General features: G+C 58.6%; 20 protein-coding genes. 13 read left to right on the top strand and 7 right to left on the bottom strand.

Going from position 1 to position 16960, the window contains the following annotated elements; genetic code table 11:
- Positions 1–98 precede the first annotated feature (98 nt).
- The 3 genes from KHO49_RS20960 (at position 99) to KHO49_RS20950 (ending at position 2664) form a co-directional block, all read left to right on the top strand.
- The gene (locus KHO49_RS20960) at positions 99–1520 is read left to right on the top strand and encodes an MltF family protein (RefSeq protein WP_213665774.1); all 1422 of its coding nucleotides are present in this window, start codon (positions 99–101) and stop codon (positions 1518–1520) included.
- Between the two features lie 102 nt (positions 1521–1622).
- Positions 1623–2057, top strand: coding sequence for a DoxX family protein (locus KHO49_RS20955; protein WP_102860881.1), 435 nt, complete (start codon positions 1623–1625; stop codon positions 2055–2057).
- A gap of 298 nt (positions 2058–2355) precedes the next feature.
- The gene (locus KHO49_RS20950; RefSeq protein WP_102860882.1) at positions 2356–2664 is read left to right on the top strand and encodes a hypothetical protein; all 309 of its coding nucleotides are present in this window, start codon (positions 2356–2358) and stop codon (positions 2662–2664) included.
- A gap of 144 nt (positions 2665–2808) precedes the next feature.
- On the opposite strand, the gene KHO49_RS20945 is transcribed toward KHO49_RS20950, so the two are convergent.
- Positions 2809–3438: a response regulator transcription factor gene (locus tag KHO49_RS20945; protein WP_102860883.1), complete on the bottom strand. Its 630-nt coding sequence runs from the start codon at positions 3436–3438 to the stop codon at positions 2809–2811.
- 301 nt (positions 3439–3739) lie between these two features.
- Here KHO49_RS20945 and greB point away from each other — a divergent pair, with 301 nt between their 5' ends.
- On the top strand, positions 3740–4213 hold the full coding sequence (gene greB / locus KHO49_RS20940) for a transcription elongation factor GreB (RefSeq protein ID WP_102860884.1): 474 nt from the start codon (positions 3740–3742) through the stop codon (positions 4211–4213).
- Positions 4214–4246: 33 nt separating this feature from the next.
- On the opposite strand, the gene KHO49_RS20935 is transcribed toward greB, so the two are convergent.
- Positions 4247–6751, bottom strand: coding sequence for an ABC transporter permease (locus KHO49_RS20935; protein WP_213665773.1), 2505 nt, complete (start codon positions 6749–6751; stop codon positions 4247–4249).
- Positions 6751–7434, bottom strand: a complete 684-nt coding sequence (locus KHO49_RS20930; RefSeq protein WP_102860886.1) for an ABC transporter ATP-binding protein — start codon at positions 7432–7434, stop codon at positions 6751–6753. Before KHO49_RS20930 ends, KHO49_RS20935 begins: the two co-directional genes overlap by 1 nt.
- 10 nt (positions 7435–7444) lie before the next feature.
- On the opposite strand from KHO49_RS20930, the gene KHO49_RS20925 reads away from it, so the two are divergent.
- From KHO49_RS20925 to KHO49_RS20915, 3 genes are all read left to right on the top strand, one after another.
- Positions 7445–8050 (top strand): arylesterase, encoded by a 606-nt coding sequence (locus KHO49_RS20925; RefSeq protein WP_102860887.1) that lies wholly within the window; start codon positions 7445–7447, stop codon positions 8048–8050.
- Positions 8051–8106: 56 nt separating this feature from the next.
- Entirely contained in the window at positions 8107–8400 is a 294-nt protein-coding gene (locus tag KHO49_RS20920; protein ID WP_007931378.1) for a hypothetical protein, read from the top strand.
- Positions 8401–8534: 134 nt separating this feature from the next.
- Positions 8535–9509, top strand: a complete 975-nt coding sequence (locus KHO49_RS20915) for a L,D-transpeptidase family protein (RefSeq protein WP_110594578.1) — start codon at positions 8535–8537, stop codon at positions 9507–9509.
- Between the two features lie 127 nt (positions 9510–9636).
- Here the strand turns inward: KHO49_RS20915 and oprI are convergent, their stop codons facing one another.
- Positions 9637–9888, bottom strand: coding sequence for an outer membrane lipoprotei OprI (oprI, locus tag KHO49_RS20910; RefSeq protein ID WP_003448337.1), 252 nt, complete (start codon positions 9886–9888; stop codon positions 9637–9639).
- A 634-nt stretch (positions 9889–10522) separates the two neighbouring features.
- Here oprI and KHO49_RS20905 point away from each other — a divergent pair.
- Positions 10523–10804 carry a GNAT family N-acetyltransferase gene (locus tag KHO49_RS20905; RefSeq protein ID WP_011062548.1) on the top strand — a complete coding sequence of 94 codons (282 nt, stop codon included), beginning with the start codon at positions 10523–10525 and terminating at the stop codon, positions 10802–10804.
- Between the two features lie 60 nt (positions 10805–10864).
- Here the strand turns inward: KHO49_RS20905 and KHO49_RS20900 are convergent, their stop codons facing one another.
- Together KHO49_RS20900 and KHO49_RS20895 are read right to left on the bottom strand one after the other, a co-directional pair.
- Positions 10865–11941 (bottom strand): 3-deoxy-7-phosphoheptulonate synthase, encoded by a 1077-nt coding sequence (locus KHO49_RS20900; RefSeq protein ID WP_016967428.1) that lies wholly within the window; start codon positions 11939–11941, stop codon positions 10865–10867.
- Positions 11942–12081: 140 nt separating this feature from the next.
- On the bottom strand, positions 12082–12516 hold the full coding sequence (locus tag KHO49_RS20895; protein ID WP_213665772.1) for a PilZ domain-containing protein: 435 nt from the start codon (positions 12514–12516) through the stop codon (positions 12082–12084).
- Here KHO49_RS20895 and KHO49_RS20890 point away from each other — a divergent pair.
- The 5 genes from KHO49_RS20890 to cysB all read left to right on the top strand — a co-directional run bounded on the left by KHO49_RS20890 (position 12515) and on the right by cysB (position 16470).
- Positions 12515–12901 carry a YbbN family protein gene (locus KHO49_RS20890; RefSeq protein WP_102880446.1) on the top strand — a complete coding sequence of 129 codons (387 nt, stop codon included), beginning with the start codon at positions 12515–12517 and terminating at the stop codon, positions 12899–12901. The genes KHO49_RS20895 and KHO49_RS20890 overlap by 2 nt on opposite strands.
- Complete coding sequence (locus KHO49_RS20885) at positions 12901–13857, top strand: putative 2-dehydropantoate 2-reductase (RefSeq protein WP_102880445.1); 957 nt, start codon at positions 12901–12903, stop codon at positions 13855–13857. Before KHO49_RS20890 ends, KHO49_RS20885 begins: the two co-directional genes overlap by 1 nt.
- 25 nt (positions 13858–13882) lie before the next feature.
- The gene (locus KHO49_RS20880; RefSeq protein WP_102860892.1) at positions 13883–14788 is read left to right on the top strand and encodes a 5'-nucleotidase; all 906 of its coding nucleotides are present in this window, start codon (positions 13883–13885) and stop codon (positions 14786–14788) included.
- Positions 14789–14883: 95 nt separating this feature from the next.
- On the top strand, positions 14884–15384 hold the full coding sequence (locus tag KHO49_RS20875; protein ID WP_102860893.1) for a universal stress protein: 501 nt from the start codon (positions 14884–14886) through the stop codon (positions 15382–15384).
- Between the two features lie 111 nt (positions 15385–15495).
- Complete coding sequence (gene cysB / locus KHO49_RS20870) at positions 15496–16470, top strand: HTH-type transcriptional regulator CysB (RefSeq protein WP_102860894.1); 975 nt, start codon at positions 15496–15498, stop codon at positions 16468–16470.
- Positions 16471–16476: 6 nt separating this feature from the next.
- Here cysB and KHO49_RS20865 read toward each other — a convergent pair whose 3' ends face one another.
- Positions 16477–16959: a GreA/GreB family elongation factor gene (locus KHO49_RS20865; RefSeq protein WP_213665771.1), complete on the bottom strand. Its 483-nt coding sequence runs from the start codon at positions 16957–16959 to the stop codon at positions 16477–16479.
- Position 16960 lies beyond the last annotated feature (1 nt).

Raw genomic sequence — 16960 nt, 5'->3', positions numbered from 1 at the left:
GTCTTTCGCACCTTGCCAGTGCTCATGGCGCTCTGTTTCTGTCGATCAATTCTTCAAAAAACGACGAAGGGTTGAACAGTATTCTTTGCGGAGAACGGATGACCCGACCCTCGATATTGCTCGCGCTGTGCCTGACGTTGTTACTGCCATTGCCGGCCATGGCGCGCTTGGCGGGGCCGTCGGAAACCCAGGCTGCGGGAAAGGTCCGCGACCTGGCGGAGATCCGCAGCAGTCGGGTTCTGCGGGTACTGGTCAACCAGAGCCGCAATAGTTCCGGTGAAGTCCAGGGCCAGGCCATTGGCGTCGAGTACCATCGTTTGCGCTCGTTCGAGCAGTATCTCAACGGCCATGCCCGTGACGGTCAGGAAATCAGCCTCAAGATCATTCCCAAAGCCAAGGATCAACTGCTTGGCGCCTTGCAGCGAGGAGAAGGGGATCTGGTGGCTCCCGGTGAGTTGTTGGAGGCTCAGCCAGGGCATGCGGTCAGCTCCAGCGATCCGATCGTCAGCAATGTTCCCTTACTGCTGGTGGGGATCAAGGGCGAGCGTCGTTATACGCGTATCGAACAGCTGTCCGGCAAGACCCTGACCCTGACCACTGGTAGCGCCGCAGGGGATGCGGTGAGTCAGATCAATCAGAAACTTGCGTTGCACAAGCTGGCGCCGATCAAGGTCGAGTGGGTGGACCCCAGTCTGGCGGTGGAAGATGTGCTGGAAATGGTCCAGGGCGGGATCTTCCACCTGACCATTGTCGAGCAGCCGATTGCCGAGCGTTGGAGCAAGATCCTGCCCAAGTTGCGTTTTGACAGGCAATTGAAGATCAGTGAGCCGGGAGAGGAGCACTGGTTTGTCCGGCGCGATGCCTCGATGTTGCGGGCAAGTATCGATCGTTTCCTCAAGACCTATAAGACTCCGGCGGACCAGGATGTAGCCTTCTTGCGCATCTATCGTCGCCAGTACCAGGTGCATTACCCCCTGGCTCGGGCCGATCGTCAGCGCCTGGAAAAACTGCGGCCGGTGTTGCAGAAGCATGCGGGGGAGCAGGGTATGGACTGGCTGAATCTGGCGGCCCTGGCTTTCAAGGAGTCGGCCTTGCAGCCCAGCGCCAGGAGCGGCAGCGGTCCAACCGGGCTGATGCAGATCACGCCTTCGGCGGCGCAAAGGGTCGGGGTCAACAATATCCAGTCTCTGGACAACAATGTTCAGGCCGGTGCCAAGTACCTGGCGATGATCCGCCGCAAGTTCTTCTCCAGCCCCAAGCTTAACGAACGCGAGCGCATGGCGTTCGTCCTGGCGGCCTACAACATGGGCCCGGAACGGGTACAAGGAATGCGCAGCGAGGCCCGGCGCCGTGGACTGAATCCCAATCAATGGTTTTTCCAGGTTGAGCGTATTGCCATGGAGCAGGTGGGCATGGGCGCGGTCAGCTATGTTAATAGCGTCAATAAATACTATCTGGCCTTTGACCGCGAGCGAGGCTCTCTGGAGCCTCAGGAGCAAAAAGTTGCGTCTCGCAAATAATCGAAAAAACTGATTTTTATCTTGGGTTTTTTGCGCTTTTAGCATGATAAAAATTGATTAATATGGCGACCAACTTCCCCACCATACACAGGACTACAGAGCATGAGCACATTGATCAAAAACCTACTGAGTACTCGCGCCGGTTACGGCTTGAGCGTTTTGCGGATCTTCGTCGGCATCATCTTTGCGGCCCACGGTTCGCAGAAACTCTTCGGCTGGTTCGGGGGAGGCGGTTTGGCGGGAACGGCTCAGTGGATGGAGAGCATTGGTCTGGCTCCTGGGTATCTGATGGCATTGTTGGCAGGTGGTACCGAGTTCTTCGCTGGTTTGGCGCTGGTCATTGGCTTGCTGGCGCGTCCGGCAGCTCTGGGCTTGTCCTTTACCTTGCTGGTGGCGATCTTCTCGGTGCATATCGGCAATGGTTTGTTCATGGCCAATAACGGCTATGAGTTCGCCCTGGCTCTGCTGGGCGGTACTGTCGCGGTCCTGTTCGAAGGTGCTGGCAAGTTGTCTGTGGATGCAGCAATAACCAAGTGATTTGACGAGCTCGATTCATCCGTCAAGTTGGTCTTCGGCGGCTCTGGATCAACTGCCAGGAAAATTTCCAAGGCCTGCCAATGCAGGCCTTTTTCGTTGTTGGGAAATCTTGACACTGACCTGCTGGCTTCTCTAGGATGCTGCTCATGCGCCGATTTAAACAGCTACTTGCGGGGCGCCAAGTGAGTCGAAAGACCACTGTTAGAAGCTATATTCTGGCTTCGAAATACCGCTAAAGCGCTGGTTCGGTGTTGCCTCTCACCTGCCCGGCAGAAACTTGAGGCAGAGACACAATACGATGAATGCACCACGCCCCCTTGTACGTCTTGCGCCGATCACGGCGAGTCTTTCCCAGCGCAACCCGAAAATCCTTCTTGGCGGCAAACATCAACCCACCTTGTTGCGTTACCTCGACGGCTGGCCACGGCGTTCCCCGGGCCCGGCGGCCTTTTTGATTCAGTTTGTTGAAGAGGGCGAGTCTCTGGCACGTTTTGCCAGCGATAGCTTTGATCTGGCGGTCATTCCGGCCCCCAGTGCAGCGGATGCTGCTGAAGTCATCAAGCAACTGACCCGCGTCGCTCGCCAAGGCCTGATCATTCGCCGCTAGTTGCATAGAGGTTTCGGCGGCGCTGTACAGTTTGTTGCTGAACTGCGCCGTATTCAGATTGTGACCCCACCTAACAAGCACTGATTGGGATAGTCCCGGTTGCAGTTACTGCTGGTCATGAGTCAAGCGACAACGGGTTAATGTTCAAACTACGGCGTTACGTTTTGCCAGATCGGCCAGCGCCACGAGGTTGGAAATGTTGAAGCGCTTGAGTAAGCGAACCTTGTAGGTACTGACGGTCTTGTGGCTGATCAACAGAGCGTCGGCAATCTGCTGGTTGTTGAGGCCGCTTGCCAGGAGCTTCAGCACCGTGATCTCGCGATCGGTCAGGCGCGAGATCAACACGCTCTCCTGACTGGCGGCATTGGTGTTTTGCTGCAGGATATTGATGGTGTCTTCCGGGAAGTAGCTGTACCCGGACAGAATGGCTTTAACCGCATTGGCCAGTTCGTGAAGGTTTTCAGTCTTGCACAGAAATCCCGCGGCTCCCGCTTGCAGGCATCGTAGAGCGAAGTTCTTCGAGTCACTGGAAGTCAGGACTAGGGTTTTTACAAGCAGGTCCGCAGACTTGATATGGGCGATGACCGAAAAACCGTCCAGGTTGGGAATACCCAGGTCGAGGATCAACAGGTCCGGCATGTGCTTTCGCACCAATTGCACCGCGTCCGCACCGTTGTCGGCTTCGGCAACGATGGTGTGATGGTGGGGTTCCAGCACCGACCTGATGGCCAGTCGAATCAGAGGATGGTCATCGACGATAATGATGTTGCCCATTTAGTGCGTTCCCTTTGTTTTTAGAGGTGTTGGTCAGTATTGGCGGGTGCTTTGGATAAGTAGGTTTCAAGTTGTGCCTCAGGCTGGGTGCAAACACTGTTACTTAAGGTGTGTCTTGTGCCGTAAGCCTCAGCTGTTTGGCTCTATGATTGGCTGACCTCTCTGAAATCTAAATCGGACAAATCTGATAGTGCTGCCTGGCTGGGTGAGGGGGGGCAACAACCCTCCCATGACGGGCCGAGTGCATCAGCTCATTCAAACAACAGAACAGCATGTACAAGGCTGGAAGGTGACAAGCCAATTGAGTACTAAGCTCATCACACAGGATGGTTACGACGCTCTGAAGCAGGAGTTGGATTATCTGTGGCGGGAGAAGCGCCCGGATATTACCCAGAAGGTCACTTGGGCCGCGTCATTGGGTGACCGCAGTGAGAACGCGGACTATCAGTACAACAAAAAACTCTTGCGGGAAATTGATCGCCGGGTGCGTTACATACGCAAGCGTCTGGAAGACATGAAGGTGGTTTCCTACGCACCAGAGCAGGAAGGGCGAGTGTTCTTTGGCGCCTGGGTAGAAGTGGAAAACGAGGCTGCCGAGATCAAGCGCTTTCGTATCGTTGGATACGACGAGATCTATCTGCGCAAGGACTACATTTCCATCGACTCGCCCATGGCCAGGGCGCTGCTGAAGAAGGAAGTGGGCGACGAGGCCATTGTTCATACGCCGGCTGGCGAAACCTGCTGGTGGATCAATCAGATCGACTATGAGAAGTAGGCTCACCAGCCTGTGCTGGCGAGCTGTTGCTCTTCACCCTTCGCGCAGGACGCTCAACGGGCTGGCGTTCAATGCCCGGCGGGTGCCGAAAACCCCGGCCCCACCCACCAACAGCGCGCCTATCAGCGGCAGCAGCAACAGCCAGGGATGTGGGTGCCAGGGTAGGTCGAAGGCGAACTGGTAAAGCACCAGGCTGACCAGTTCGCTACCCAGGGCCGCCAGCAGGCCGCTGACGGCGCCGAGAAGACCGAACTCGATCCGCCGAGCCTTGACCAGCAACCGCCTCTCGGCACCGAGCGCGCGTAATAGGGCGCCTTGGCGAATGCGCTCGTCCAACGTGGCCTGCAGGCCGGAAAACAGCACTGCCATTCCGGCCGCCAGGACAAACAGCAATACATACTCCACTGCCAGAGTGACCTGGGCCAGGATGCTGCGCAGTTGCTCCAGCAAGGCCTCCACTTGAAGAATAGTCACCGCTGGAAAGGCCCTGGATAGCTCGATGACCTGCTGGTCGTGTCCCGGGCTCAGATAAAAGCTGGTCAGGTAGGTGGCAGGCAGATCTTTCAGGGTGCCTGGCTGGAAGATCATGAAGAAGTTCGGTTGGAAGTTGTCCCAGTTGATGCTGCGCAGGCTGGTAACCCGGGCTTCCCGATTAACGCCCGCGACCGTGAAGGTCAGTTGGTCGCCCAGTTTCAGTTTCAAGCTTTGTGCAACCTTGGCCTCCACCGATACGCCGGGCACAGCGTCGGCGGGCTGCGCTGACCACCAGTTGCCTTCGGTGATGCGGTTGCCGGCCGGCAGGTCGGCGGCCCAGGTCAGGCTCAGGTCGCGCTGTACCGCGCGGTCGCCACTGGAGTCCTTGCTGACTATCTCTCTTACAGGCTCGCCGTTGATGCTCACCAGGCGTCCGGGAACCACTGGATACAGCGGCGCCGAAGGGGCCGAAAGTTGTACCAGGCGTTCGCTAAAAGCCTGTTTTTCGGCGGGCAGGATATTCAGTGCAAAGTAATTGGGGGCATTTTTCGGCAACTGGTTCTGCCAGGTATCGAGCAGTTCGCCCCGCAGCAGGGCGATCAGTGCCATGGACAGCAGAATCAGACCAAAGGCCAGGGACTGTCCGGCTGCCGCCAGGGGATGCCGCAGCAACTGGCCCAGTCCCAGGCGCCAGGGCAGGGAGGAGCGGGCCAGCAGACGACGCAGGCTTTGCAGCACCAGAAGCAGTAACCCACCCAGTACCAGTGCCGCTATCAGCCCACCGCCGAGCAGTGCAAAGGTCAGGATCAGATCCAGACTCAGGCGCCACATGATCAGGCCCAGGGCAAACAGGGCGGCGCCGTAGATCATCCAGGTACTGGAAGGAATTGGCAGCAGGTCACGACGTAACACGCGAAGTGGCGGGACCCGCCCCAAGGCAGCCAGGGGCGGTAGGGCAAACCCTGCCAGGGCCACCAACCCGGTGCCAATGCCGGCAATGGCCGGGAGCAGGCCACCTGGAGGCACATCGCTGGGCAGCAGGTCATGCAGCAGATAGAACAGGCCAAGTTGGGCCAACCACCCCAGCAGTGCGCCGCTGATGCTGGCCAGGAGCCCCAGAAGTCCCAATTGCACGCTGAACAGCAACATGGTTTCCCGTCGCGACAGACCGAGGCAGCGTAGCAAGGCGCTGGCATCGAAGCGCCGGGTTGCGAAACGATTAGCCGATAAGGCGACGGCGACCCCGGATAGCAACACGGCTACCAGACTGGCCATGTTCAGGTAACGCTCGGCCTTGCCCAGGGCGCCGCCAATCTGCTGGTTGCCATCGCGGGCATCCTGCAGTCGCTGGTTGGGCGCCAGCCCCGGCTTGATCAGTTGGCGATAGCTCTCTAGGGCCGGTGCCGGGCCGCGCCAGAGCTCCTTGTAGCTGACCCGGCTGCCCGGCTGGACGACGCCGGTGGCTTGCAGATCGTCCAGGCTGATCAGCACTCGAGGCGTCAGGCTATAGAAGTTGCCGGCTCGGTCGGGCTCATAGGTCAGGACCCGAGCCAGCCGCAGGGGGTGCGTGCCGACATCGATGCTGTCGCCGATCTTCAGATTCAGCGCGGTCAGCAGGCGTGATTCGACCCAGGCTTCACCGGCCTTTGGACCGCCACCGGGCTCTTCAACGCCGTAGGGCGCTGCCGCGCTCTTGAGTTGGCCGCGTAGTGGGTAGGCATTGTCCACTGCCTTGATACTCGACAGCTGGATGCCAGTGTCGGTCGCGATAACGCTGGAGAATTCGACTATGCGCGCATGATCGAGTCCCAATGCCTGCCCGCTGTCGATCTGTTCCGGGCGTGCCGGTGAGCTGCCCTCCAGAAGCAGATCAGCCCCGAGAAACTCGGTGGCCCGCAGCAGCATGGCTCCGTTGAGTCGGGCGCCGAAATAACCAATGGCGGTGCTCGCCGCCACAGCCACCAGCAAGGCAAAGAACAGCACCCGTAACTCCCCGGCGCGGGCATCGCGCAACAGCTGGCGCAGGGCGAGGCTGAACAGACGCAACAGCGGCAGACGTGCCATCAAGGCTCCAGAGGGGCGACCAGCAAGCCCGCTTCAAGACGGATCAGGCGCCGGCAACGATGGGCCAGGCGTTCATCATGGGTCACCAGCACCAGAGTCGTGCCGCTCTCCTTGTTGAGTTCGAACAGCAGGTCGCTGATGCGTTCACCGGTGTGGCTGTCGAGGTTGCCGGTAGGTTCGTCGGCAAACAGCACGTCGGGTTCGGCGGCAAAGGCCCGGGCGATGGCGACTCGTTGTTGCTCACCGCCGGAAAGCTGGCGAGGCGAGTGGCTCAGGCGCTGGCCGAGGCCGACCCGTCGCAGCAGCTCGGTGGCGCGCTCACGGGCGTCGCGGCGGCCATCCAGTTCCAGGGGCAGCATGACGTTTTCCAGGGCGTTGAGGCTGTCGAGCAATTGGAAGGATTGAAACACGAACCCAACGTGCTCGGCCCTGACCCGTGCTCGCTGATCTTCATCCAGGCGACTCAAGGCCTGGCCGGCGAGGGTGACCTCACCACTGCTGGGCAGGTCGAGTCCTGCCAGCAAACCGAGCAGTGTGGATTTTCCGGAACCCGAGGCGCCGACTATGGCCAGGCTGTCGCCCTGGTTCAGCTCCAGGCTGAGTTCATGAAGGATGGTCAGTTCACCTTCCGCGCTGGGAACCACTTTGCTAAGGTTCCGCGCAGTGAGAATGCTTGCGCCCATGGAGAATCCGATGCGTGTATGGTTTTTGAGTGCCGGCCTGGCCTTGATGTGCATGGCCCAGAACGCAGCGGCGGGTACGGTCCTGATCGTGGGCGATAGTATCAGTGCGGCTTTCGGCCTGGATACCCGTGAGGGGTGGGTGGCTCTGTTGGAGAAGCGGCTCAAGGACCAGGGTTTCACCGACAAAGTGATCAACGCCTCGGTCAGTGGCGACACCAGTGCCGGTGGCCTGGCGCGGCTGCCGCCGCTGCTTGCAGAGCATAAGCCTGAGGTGGTGATCCTCGAGTTGGGCGGCAACGATGGCCTGCGCGGCCAGCCGCCTCAGCAATTGCAACAAAATCTTGCGTCGATGATCGACAGTGCCCAGGCCAGTGGTGCCAAGGTGCTGCTGTTGGGCATGCAGTTGCCGCCCAACTATGGTGTGCGCTACACCCAGGCGTTCGCTCAGGTTTATGGCCAGTTGGCCAGTGACAAAAAGGTGGCGCTGGTACCGTTTTTTCTTGATGGGGTCGGTGGTCATCCCGAACTGATGCAGGCAGACGGTCTGCACCCTGCAGCAGCGGCTCAGGACAAGTTGCTGGAAAATGTCTGGCCGACGCTAAAACCGCTGCTTTGACGCTTTTCTAGTGGCAGTGTTTCGGCTAATGTGGCGCCCCCGATTTGGAGCCCCCGATGCCGCGTCCCGCCTGGTCCCTGTTTGCCTATCAACTGATCGAGCCTGATGAACAGCTTGACCTGTTCGCCTGCCAGGAAGTTCGAGTGCATCTGGTGACGCGTCAGCTGGAGTTGGGTGGTTCTGCCGATCGGACCTTGTGTGGCACTTTGTTGCCCGCGCAGCCGCGCTGGTCGAGTGTGGATCGGACGATTTTCCAGGATCAACGACTCTGCCCCTTGTGCCGGGCAATCCTGGAGTCGCAAAAGCGCGGCACTCCGCCGATCTGGCCGGAGTTGCGCTTCGAGCTGTAGGCGGTCGATAGCGGACCGTTTCGACAGGGATTTCATGTGCCTGCGCTTGTGTCTCCCGCTTGGCTCCCGCAGCCAAGGGGCGGGGTGTACAATCGCGTTTCTATCACTCGTTTTTCATGCGAAGGATTATCCGGATGTTGCCGCGTCTCCCCGTCGTCACCCGCTGCCTGACACTTGCCGCATTGTGTGTGGCCGGTCCCGTTGCAGCATTGGAATTGCCTCTGCCGCCGCCCGGTGAAGATATTGTCGGTCAGGTGCAGGTGATCAAGGCCAAGTACGAAGACACCTTCGCCGACCTGGGCACTGCTCATGACCTGGGGTACCTGGAGATGGTGGCGGCCAATCCGGGAATCGACCCCTGGTTGCCGGGGGCGGGGACCGAGGTCATCTTGCCCACCCGTTTCATCCTGCCTCCCGGGCCCCGTGAGGGCATCGTGATTAACCTGGCGGAGTATCGTCTTTACTACTTCCCCAAGGGGCGGAATGTGGTTTACACCTTCCCGTTGGGCATTGGACGCGAGGGGTGGGGGTCGCCGATCGCTCATACCAGCATTACTGCGAAAACCCCGAATCCAACCTGGACTCCACCGGCGTCGATCCGGGCCGAACATGCTGCCGATGGTGATCCGCTGCCGAGCGTGGTGCCGGCAGGACCGAATAACCCGCTGGGGCCGTTCAAGTTCACCTTGGGCACGCCTGGTTACCTGATCCACGGTTCGAACAAAAAGTTCGGCATCGGCATGCGTACCAGTCATGGCTGTTTCCGTATGCTCAACAACAACGTGCTGGAAATGGCCGGGATGGTTCCGGTAGGAACTTCCGTGCGTATCATCAACGAGCCGTACAAGTTCGGTATCAGCGGTGGCAAAGTCTATCTGGAGGCGCATACACCTTTGGATGACAAGGGTAATCCTTCAGTGGTCGACAAGCACACTGCGGTGATCAATGCTTTGCTCAAGCGCGAAGATCTGGCCAACAACCTGCGCATGAACTGGGATGTGGTCAGGGATGTAGTGGCGGCCGAAGATGGCTTGCCAGTGGAGATCGCAATACCGACCACGGCGCCTGCAACATCGTTGTCCAGTGCTCCGTTCGATCTGCAGCAGTAAGGGTTAGAACAACAACCCGTCGAGACCTGCCGGTGTCGACGGGTTTTTTATTGTCAGTGGAAAATCCCAGGCAATAAAAAAGCCGATCCAAAAAATGGATCGGCTTGATAACAATCCCGAGGGACTATTACTTGCGGCTAGCTTTTTCCAGCATACGCAGAGCGCGCTCGTTAGCTTCGTCAGCAGTCTGTTGTGCTTTTTGAGCAGCAGCCAGAGCTTCATCAGCTTTACGATAGGCTTCGTCTGCACGAGCCTGAGCACGAGCTGCTGCATCTTCAGTAGCAGTCAGACGAGCTTCGGTTTCTTTGGATACGCTGCTGCAACCGGTAGCCAGAACTGCGGCCAGAGCCAGAGCAGAGAATTTCAGAACGTTGTTCATCGTGTTCCCCTTCAAGGACTTTCTATTAGTAGCTATCACCTCAGAGTGAGGAAATAGCCGGCGTACATACTACCCATTACTTGTAGTAAGTAAACTGACGTAGCGCAAGAAGCAAAAAAAATTCTAGGCGGTGATTCTTTTTCGAGCAACTTTTTAAGCGATTGTATAAAAAACATTCAGCGGCAAGGCTCTGTCAGAGGGTGCTGGTTGTTTGCCAGCATTCTCCAGGCGCTGTTTCAGAGTCTAGGCTAAAGTGGGCCTATATTCTGTCGATGGCACTTTTCTTCAGAATCTGCCCAGCCTTGGCCTATCTTTATCCATCTTGCCGGTGACTTTAAGAAACGGTGCTCGTCTTAAGTTTCAGCATCCGGCGATGTATAGCCTCAACGCATTTTTACACTGGGCCTGACGGTGCTTTCTGCAAGGCTTGCTGAGGGCGTTTTACGTTGATCTGTGACGAGTGTGGCTTGAGCATTTATGCCCAGGGCGCCTACTATTTTGTAACGTGCTCGCGATGTAAGGGGGATGCCTTCTACGGTGGTGTCCGACAGGCACGAGGTGGCGTAAGTTGTTCCTTCGCCGGAAAAACATCGGTAAGGTATGGGTCAGCATTCCAGACCCGCAAGGAGTAGTGATGAGCGAGGCGTTGTCCATCCACCATGACCAGGCTGGTCATCAGTTCGAGACCAATGTGGACGGTCATCGTGCCTACCTGACCTATATGGACCTGGGTAAGCAGACTCTGGATATCTACCGCACCTTCGTGCCCAACGCATTGCGTGGGCGCGGCATTGCCGCGGCGTTGACCGAGCAGGCGCTGGAGTACGCCGAGCGTATGGGTTACACAGTGATTCCATCCTGTTCTTATGTAGAACGCTACATGGAACGCCATCAGCGTCACGCAGCAAAGCTCTGATCGGGGCGACCATAAAAAACGCCGGGCTTGGCCCGGCGTTTTTGTGTCTGGCGAAAAGGATCAGCTGCGATCGCGTTTCGGCAATACGTCCTTGAGCTTGGCGTGCATGCTGCGCAGGGTTTTCTCGGTGCTTTCCCAGTCGATGCAGGCGTCGGTAATCGATACGCCGTACTGCAGGTCCGACAGGTCTTTCGGAATCGCCTGGCAACCCCAGTTCAGATGACTTTCCACCATCAGACCGATGATCGACTGGTTGCCTTCCAGGATTTGGTTGGCAACGTTTTCCATGACTAGAGGTTGCAGCGCCGGGTCCTTGTTGGAGTTGGCATGGCTGCAGTCGATCATGATGTTCGGCTTGATCTTGGCCTTGCTCAGGGCTTGTTCGCAGACAGCGACGCTCACCGAGTCGTAGTTCGGCTTACCGTTGCCGCCACGCAGCACCACGTGGCCGTAGGCGTTGCCTTTGGTGGTTACGATCGATACGCCCCCTTGTGGGTTGATCCCGAGGAAGCGATGCGGGCTGGATACCGATTGCAGCGCATTGATCGCCACGGTTAGGCCACCGTCGGTGCCATTCTTGAAGCCCACGGCCGACGACAGGCCGGAAGCCATTTCCCGATGGGTCTGGGATTCAGTGGTGCGTGCACCGATGGCCGACCAACTGATCAGGTCCTGCAGATATTGCGGGGAGATCGGGTCAAGGGCTTCAGTGGCGGTAGGCAGGCCCATTTCAGCCAGGTCCAGCAACAACTGCCGCCCGATATGCAAACCGTCCTGAATCTTGAACGAGTCATCCAGGTAAGGGTCGTTGATCAGGCCTTTCCAGCCAACGGTAGTACGGGGTTTCTCGAAGTACACCCGCATTACCAGATAGAGAGTGTCAGAGACTTCCGCCGCCAGTGCCTTGAGACGTTCAGCGTACTCGTGCGCTGCCTTGATGTCGTGGATCGAGCAGGGCCCAATGACGATAAACAGACGGTGATCAGTGCCGTCGAGGATGTTGCGGATCACTTCGCGACCCTTGGTCACGGTGCGCAAGGCGGTGTCGCTAAGGGGGATGTCTCGCTTGAGTTGATCAGGGGTGATCAGGGTCTCGTTGGAGGCGACGTTAAGGTCGTTGATCGGTAAATCAGCCATCGTGTTACTCGTCAGGTCACGGGTGCCGGCCGCCAGCGATCCCCGCGCGGCGGAGCACAGCGGATTTGAGCGCGTCGGGGAGCGGAACCTTAGCGCGTTACCCGGTGACTCTACAATGGGCAGGCGGCGGTTTTATTGGGCTAAGGCTGCACAAAAGCCTGGTGTACGCGGTCCTCGGAATAGTCCTCTGCGTGCTGCTCGACCCAATTCAGGGCCAGGGCCTCGATGCATTGTTGTTCGCTCTGAGGTTCATGCAGGCGGCAGTATCGGGCGATCTGGCACACCTGTTCGCCCATGCGGGCGCTGAACAGCGTTTGCTCATCGACGAAAGCGATCCCCACCAGGTAGCCGCGCTTGCGCTTCAGGCACCAGGCGACATAGCCGTTGTAGCGCGCATTTTCCCCCAGCGTCGGCATATACACCTCTAGTGCGGTGCCGTGGCGCCAGGCGCGGTGGTAATTGCACGCCATGCCACCGAGGCTGATAGTGTGCAACCGCTGACGCGAAATGCAGGCGTATTTACGCAGGGTCAGTTCAACCGGAACATCATCAGGATGAGGCAAAAAACGTCCCATGACCGCAGACTCCGAGTGTCGTCCATTTGACATTGTTTCCCCCAGTATAGTGGTCGAATTGGAACTGACAGACTTCGATATTGACCAGCAATTGCTGGGCCTGGATGGTGTTTCCCTAGTGGTTTTCACCAGCGTTGGCTGTTCCAGTTGCCGTTGGGCGCGGGCGCAACTGCCGGGGCTGGGCTTGCCGGTCGAGCGGTTGTGCTGGGTCGATGCCGCTGACAACGGAGGCGCCGTGGAGCGCTATCAGGTGTTTCACCTGCCGGCCCTGTTTGTAGTGAGCGACGGTGAGTTTTATGGGGCGTTGCAGTCGCGGCTGACGTACAAGGAGCTCACTGAGGGCTTGCGTCAGGCGCTCAATCGAATTCCAGAGGAGTTGCCTTGATGGATGCAGGTCGTAAACCGCGTGTGGGCATTATCGGGACCGGAGCGATCGGAGGTTTTTACGGGGTGATGCTGGCGCGCGCCGGTTTCGACGTGCACTTTCTATTGCGTAGCGAGTTCTCGACGGTGGTGGAGCAGGGGCTGCAGGTCAACAGCGCTCAGTACGGGGCGTTGAGCCTGAAACCGGTGCAGGCATACGCCAGCGCTGAGGAGATGCCGCTTTGTGACTGGCTGCTGGTGGGAGCCAAGACCACCAGCAACCTCCAGTTGGCGCCGGCGATCATTCAGGCGGCGGCGCCTGATGCCAAGGTTCTGTTGCTGCAGAACGGCCTGGACGTTGAAGATGGCCTGCGCGCCGTGCTTCCTGAGTCGCTGCACCTATTGGGTGGCTTGTGCTTTATCTGTGTCCATCGTGCGGGGCCCGGCCAGATCGAGCACCAGGCTCTTGGTGCAGTCAATCTGGGTTACCACAGCGGTCCGGCAAGCGCTGATCCGGTGTTGAGCCAGGCTATTGTCGAAGAAGGGGCGGCGTTGTTTCGTGAGGCCGGGCTTGATTCCAAGGTCATGGGCAACCTGCAGCAGGCGCGTTGGCAGAAGCTGGTGTGGAATGTGCCTTACAACGGTCTGTCGGTGCTGCTCAAGGCCAGCACTACGCCGTTGATGGCCGATCCGGACAGCCGCGAGTTGATTCAGAACCTCATGCAGGAGGTGCTTCTGGGGGCCGCGGCTTGTGGTCATGTCATTCCAGATGCCTACGCACAGCAACTGTTCAAGTCCACCGAGCACATGCCCGACTATTGGCCGAGCATGTACCATGATTTCCTGCATCAGCGTCCTCTGGAGTTGGCAGCCATCTATGCCGCACCTTTGGCGGCAGCCAGGGCCGCTGGCTGTGAGCTGCCGAAAATCCAGGCGCTTTACCAGGCCTTGAGTTTCATCGACCGGCATCACGCTTGAGCTGATTACCTGAAGGGGACGGAATATGGCAAATGGCCTGGATGGCAAGCTGGTGGTGGCGATCTCGTCGCGGGCGTTATTCGATCTGAGCGACAGCCATAAGGTCTATCTGGCCCAGGGTGTCGAGGCTTATAGGCAGTACCAGATCGAACACGAAGAGGAGATCCTCGAACCGGGCGATGCCTTCCCATTGGTGAAGAAACTGCTCAGTCTCAATGCCAGCCTGGGACGTGCGCGGGTCGAGGTGGTACTGGTTTCACGCAACAGTGCCGACACCGGCCTGCGGGTGTTCAATTCGATCCAGCATTACGGCCTGGGTATTTCCCGTGCGGCCTTCGTCGGCGGTCGCAGTCCCTATCCCTATCTGGCGGCCTTTGGCAGCGATCTGTTTCTCTCTACCCATGCCGACGATGTGCGCAGTGCTCTGGAGGCCGGGTTTGCCGCCGCGACCATCCTTTCCGGCGGCGCCCGGCGCGCCGCCAATGGCGAGTTGCGCATCGCCTTCGACGGGGACGCCGTGCTGTTTTCCGATGACTCGGAACGGGTCTATCAAACCGGTGGCCTGGAGGCCTTTCAGGCCAGTGAGCAGCAGTCGGCCCGGGAGCCATTGCCGGGCGGACCGTTCAAGGGCTTTCTGGCGGCACTCAATCTGCTTCAGGGCGAGTTTCCCAACGATGCCTGCCCGATTCGCACGGCCTTGGTCACGGCCCGTTCGGCGCCGGCCCATGAACGGGTGATCCGCACCTTGCGCGAGTGGGACATTCGTCTGGACGAGTCCTTGTTTCTGGGCGGCCTGGAGAAAGCCGCCTTTCTTGAAGCCTTCGCCGCCGATGTTTTTTTTGATGATCAGGCCGGTCACTGCGAGTTGGCCCGTGAGGTGGTCGCCACCGGCCACGTGCCCCACGGCATCAGCAACGAAGCCAGGGATTGAGCCCTAAAATCCCAGGCTTGGCGTCGAACCTCCCACAGTTCCAGGCACTGCTAAGCTGAATCAATCTCCGCCATCTTGGCAGTTGAGGAGGTCATATGATTCGTTCGATGCTGTATGCCACCGACCTCGGTCTGTATGCGCCCTTTGTCATGCAGCATGCCTTGGAGCTGGCTCGAACGTTCAATGCCGACTTACATGTAGTGCACGCAGTGGAACCCATGGGGCTATTTGCCGAATCGGTGTTGCAGAGCTATCTGGACGAGCAATCCTTGAACGAGTTTCACCGCCAGGGCTTGAGCACGGTAATGGCCAATATCGAGCAGCGGGTGCTGGACAGTTTTCGCGAGGAGTTGGGGGAGGGCATGCAGGACCTGACCTTGATCCAGTCGGTGCGGGTGCTTCAAGGGGACCCATCCCAGGTGATTCTGGATCAGGCGGCGAAACTCTCGGTGGATTTGCTGATCGTAGGAAGTCACAGCCACGGGGGCGGTGCGCAAACCCCTTTGGGGCGTACGGCCGCACGGGTTTTACAGCTGGCCAAAGTGCCGGTTTATCTGGTGCCTCTGGTGCAGCGTCGGCGTCAGGGGGATGTCTGAGGGCGGAATGGAAAATTCTGAATAAAAGTTCTAGATTTATTCTCCTGACCATTAATATAGTTATATACCGTCGCTGATACCCGTGGCGTCTACCTGCTTTGAGGGATTGATATGAAGCTTCAACAATTGCGCTACATCTGGGAAGTGGCGCACCACGACCTCAACGTCTCCGCTACCGCCCAAAGCCTTTACACCTCACAACCGGGTATCAGCAAGCAGATCCGTCTGCTCGAAGACGAGCTTGGGGTCGAGGTCTTCGCTCGCAGCGGCAAGCATCTGACCCGTGTGACCCCGGCCGGTGAGCGGATCATCACCACCGCCGGCGAGATCCTGCGCAAGGTCGAGAGCATCAAGCAGATCGCCCAGGAGTTCTCCAACGAGAAGAAGGGCACCCTGTCCATCGCCACCACTCATACCCAGGCACGCTACGCCCTGCCACCGGTGATCAGTAGCTTCATCAAGCAGTACCCCGATGTGGCCCTGCACATGCACCAGGGCTCGCCGATGCAGATCGCTGAGATGGCCGCTGATGGCACTGTGGATTTCGCCATCGCCACCGAGGCGCTGGAGCTGTTCGGTGATCTGGTGATGATGCCGTGCTATCGCTGGAACCGTTGCGTGGTTGTGCCTCAGGGCCACCCGCTGACCAAGCTGCCGAAGCTGACCCTGGAAACCCTGGCCGAATACCCCATCGTTACCTACGTGTTTGGTTTCACTGGCCGCTCCAAGCTTGATGAAGCCTTCAGCCATCGTGGCCTGACGCCAAAGGTGGTGTTCACTGCGGCTGACGCCGACGTGATCAAGACCTATGTGCGCCTGGGGTTGGGAGTGGGTATCGTCGCCAAGATGGCGGTCGACACCAAGCTCGACAATGACCTGGTGGTACTGGATGCTAGCGAGCTGTTCGAGTCGAGCATCACCAAGATCGGCTTCCGTCGCGGTACATTCCTGCGCGGCTTCATGTGCGACTTCATCGAGAAGTTCGCCCCGCACCTGACGCGCGAAGTCATGGCCAAGGCGATTCAATGCCATAACAAGCAGGAACTGGAAGAACTGTTCGATGGCGTCGAACTGCCGGTTCACTGATTTCAGCTAGCGGACCTCGGTGACAGTGAACTGTTGCCGGGTCCCCACCACCACGATCTCCACCTCGTCGTCCTCGAACTTGCCCATCAGGCTCTTGCCCAGCGGTGACCGCGGGGTGATGACGGTCACCAGTTGCCCCACCACATAAACCTTCAAGCCTGCCCCGTCGGGGCCAAGAAACAGCCATTGTTCGTGGCCGTTTTCATCCTCCAGCCCCAGCAACGCACCGACCTGGATTCCGGCCTGTGGGTCGTAGGATCGCAAACTCAGGTTCTGCCAGAGACTCAATGCCTGACGGATTTCCTCGACCCGCCGAGCCTGGCCGGCCGCCAGGTAGGAGGCTTCCAGCCCCAGGGTGTCGTACTTGTTCTCGGCGATATTCTCTTCGTGAGTGGCGGTTTCGTAGGCGGTTTGCGCAGCGCGCACCGCGACCTCCAGATCCTCTCGGAGCTGTTGCAGAATCAGTTGGCAGACAGACTGTTTATTCATG

It is taken from the genome of Pseudomonas sp. RC4D1 (assembly GCF_018390395.1).
Lineage (GTDB): Bacteria > Pseudomonadota > Gammaproteobacteria > Pseudomonadales > Pseudomonadaceae > Aquipseudomonas > Aquipseudomonas danubii.
The sequence above is the reverse complement of the archived record's forward strand: the minus strand, read 5'-3'. Positions and strand labels throughout refer to the sequence as shown.

Excerpts from the sequence above, each read along its gene's own strand:
- KHO49_RS20960 (WP_213665774.1), top strand. The coding sequence starts at position 99 with ATGACCCGACCCTCGATATTGCTCGCGCTGTGCCTGACGTTGTTACTG.
- KHO49_RS20955 (WP_102860881.1), top strand. The coding sequence starts at position 1,623 with ATGAGCACATTGATCAAAAACCTACTGAGTACTCGCGCCGGTTACGGC.
- KHO49_RS20950 (WP_102860882.1), top strand. The coding sequence starts at position 2,356 with ATGAATGCACCACGCCCCCTTGTACGTCTTGCGCCGATCACGGCGAGT.
- KHO49_RS20945 (WP_102860883.1), bottom strand. The coding sequence starts at position 3,438 with ATGGGCAACATCATTATCGTCGATGACCATCCTCTGATTCGACTGGCC.
- KHO49_RS20935 (WP_213665773.1), bottom strand. The coding sequence starts at position 6,751 with ATGGCACGTCTGCCGCTGTTGCGTCTGTTCAGCCTCGCCCTGCGCCAG.
- KHO49_RS20930 (WP_102860886.1), bottom strand. The coding sequence starts at position 7,434 with ATGGGCGCAAGCATTCTCACTGCGCGGAACCTTAGCAAAGTGGTTCCC.
- KHO49_RS20925 (WP_102860887.1), top strand. The coding sequence starts at position 7,445 with ATGCGTGTATGGTTTTTGAGTGCCGGCCTGGCCTTGATGTGCATGGCC.
- KHO49_RS20920 (WP_007931378.1), top strand. The coding sequence starts at position 8,107 with ATGCCGCGTCCCGCCTGGTCCCTGTTTGCCTATCAACTGATCGAGCCT.
- KHO49_RS20915 (WP_110594578.1), top strand. The coding sequence starts at position 8,535 with ATGTTGCCGCGTCTCCCCGTCGTCACCCGCTGCCTGACACTTGCCGCA.
- oprI (WP_003448337.1), bottom strand. The coding sequence starts at position 9,888 with ATGAACAACGTTCTGAAATTCTCTGCTCTGGCTCTGGCCGCAGTTCTG.
- KHO49_RS20905 (WP_011062548.1), top strand. The coding sequence starts at position 10,523 with ATGAGCGAGGCGTTGTCCATCCACCATGACCAGGCTGGTCATCAGTTC.
- KHO49_RS20900 (WP_016967428.1), bottom strand. The coding sequence starts at position 11,941 with ATGGCTGATTTACCGATCAACGACCTTAACGTCGCCTCCAACGAGACC.
- KHO49_RS20890 (WP_102880446.1), top strand. The coding sequence starts at position 12,515 with ATGACCGCAGACTCCGAGTGTCGTCCATTTGACATTGTTTCCCCCAGT.
- KHO49_RS20895 (WP_213665772.1), bottom strand. The coding sequence starts at position 12,516 with ATGGGACGTTTTTTGCCTCATCCTGATGATGTTCCGGTTGAACTGACC.
- KHO49_RS20885 (WP_102880445.1), top strand. The coding sequence starts at position 12,901 with ATGGATGCAGGTCGTAAACCGCGTGTGGGCATTATCGGGACCGGAGCG.
- KHO49_RS20880 (WP_102860892.1), top strand. The coding sequence starts at position 13,883 with ATGGCAAATGGCCTGGATGGCAAGCTGGTGGTGGCGATCTCGTCGCGG.
- KHO49_RS20875 (WP_102860893.1), top strand. The coding sequence starts at position 14,884 with ATGATTCGTTCGATGCTGTATGCCACCGACCTCGGTCTGTATGCGCCC.
- cysB (WP_102860894.1), top strand. The coding sequence starts at position 15,496 with ATGAAGCTTCAACAATTGCGCTACATCTGGGAAGTGGCGCACCACGAC.
- KHO49_RS20865 (WP_213665771.1), bottom strand. The coding sequence starts at position 16,959 with ATGAATAAACAGTCTGTCTGCCAACTGATTCTGCAACAGCTCCGAGAG.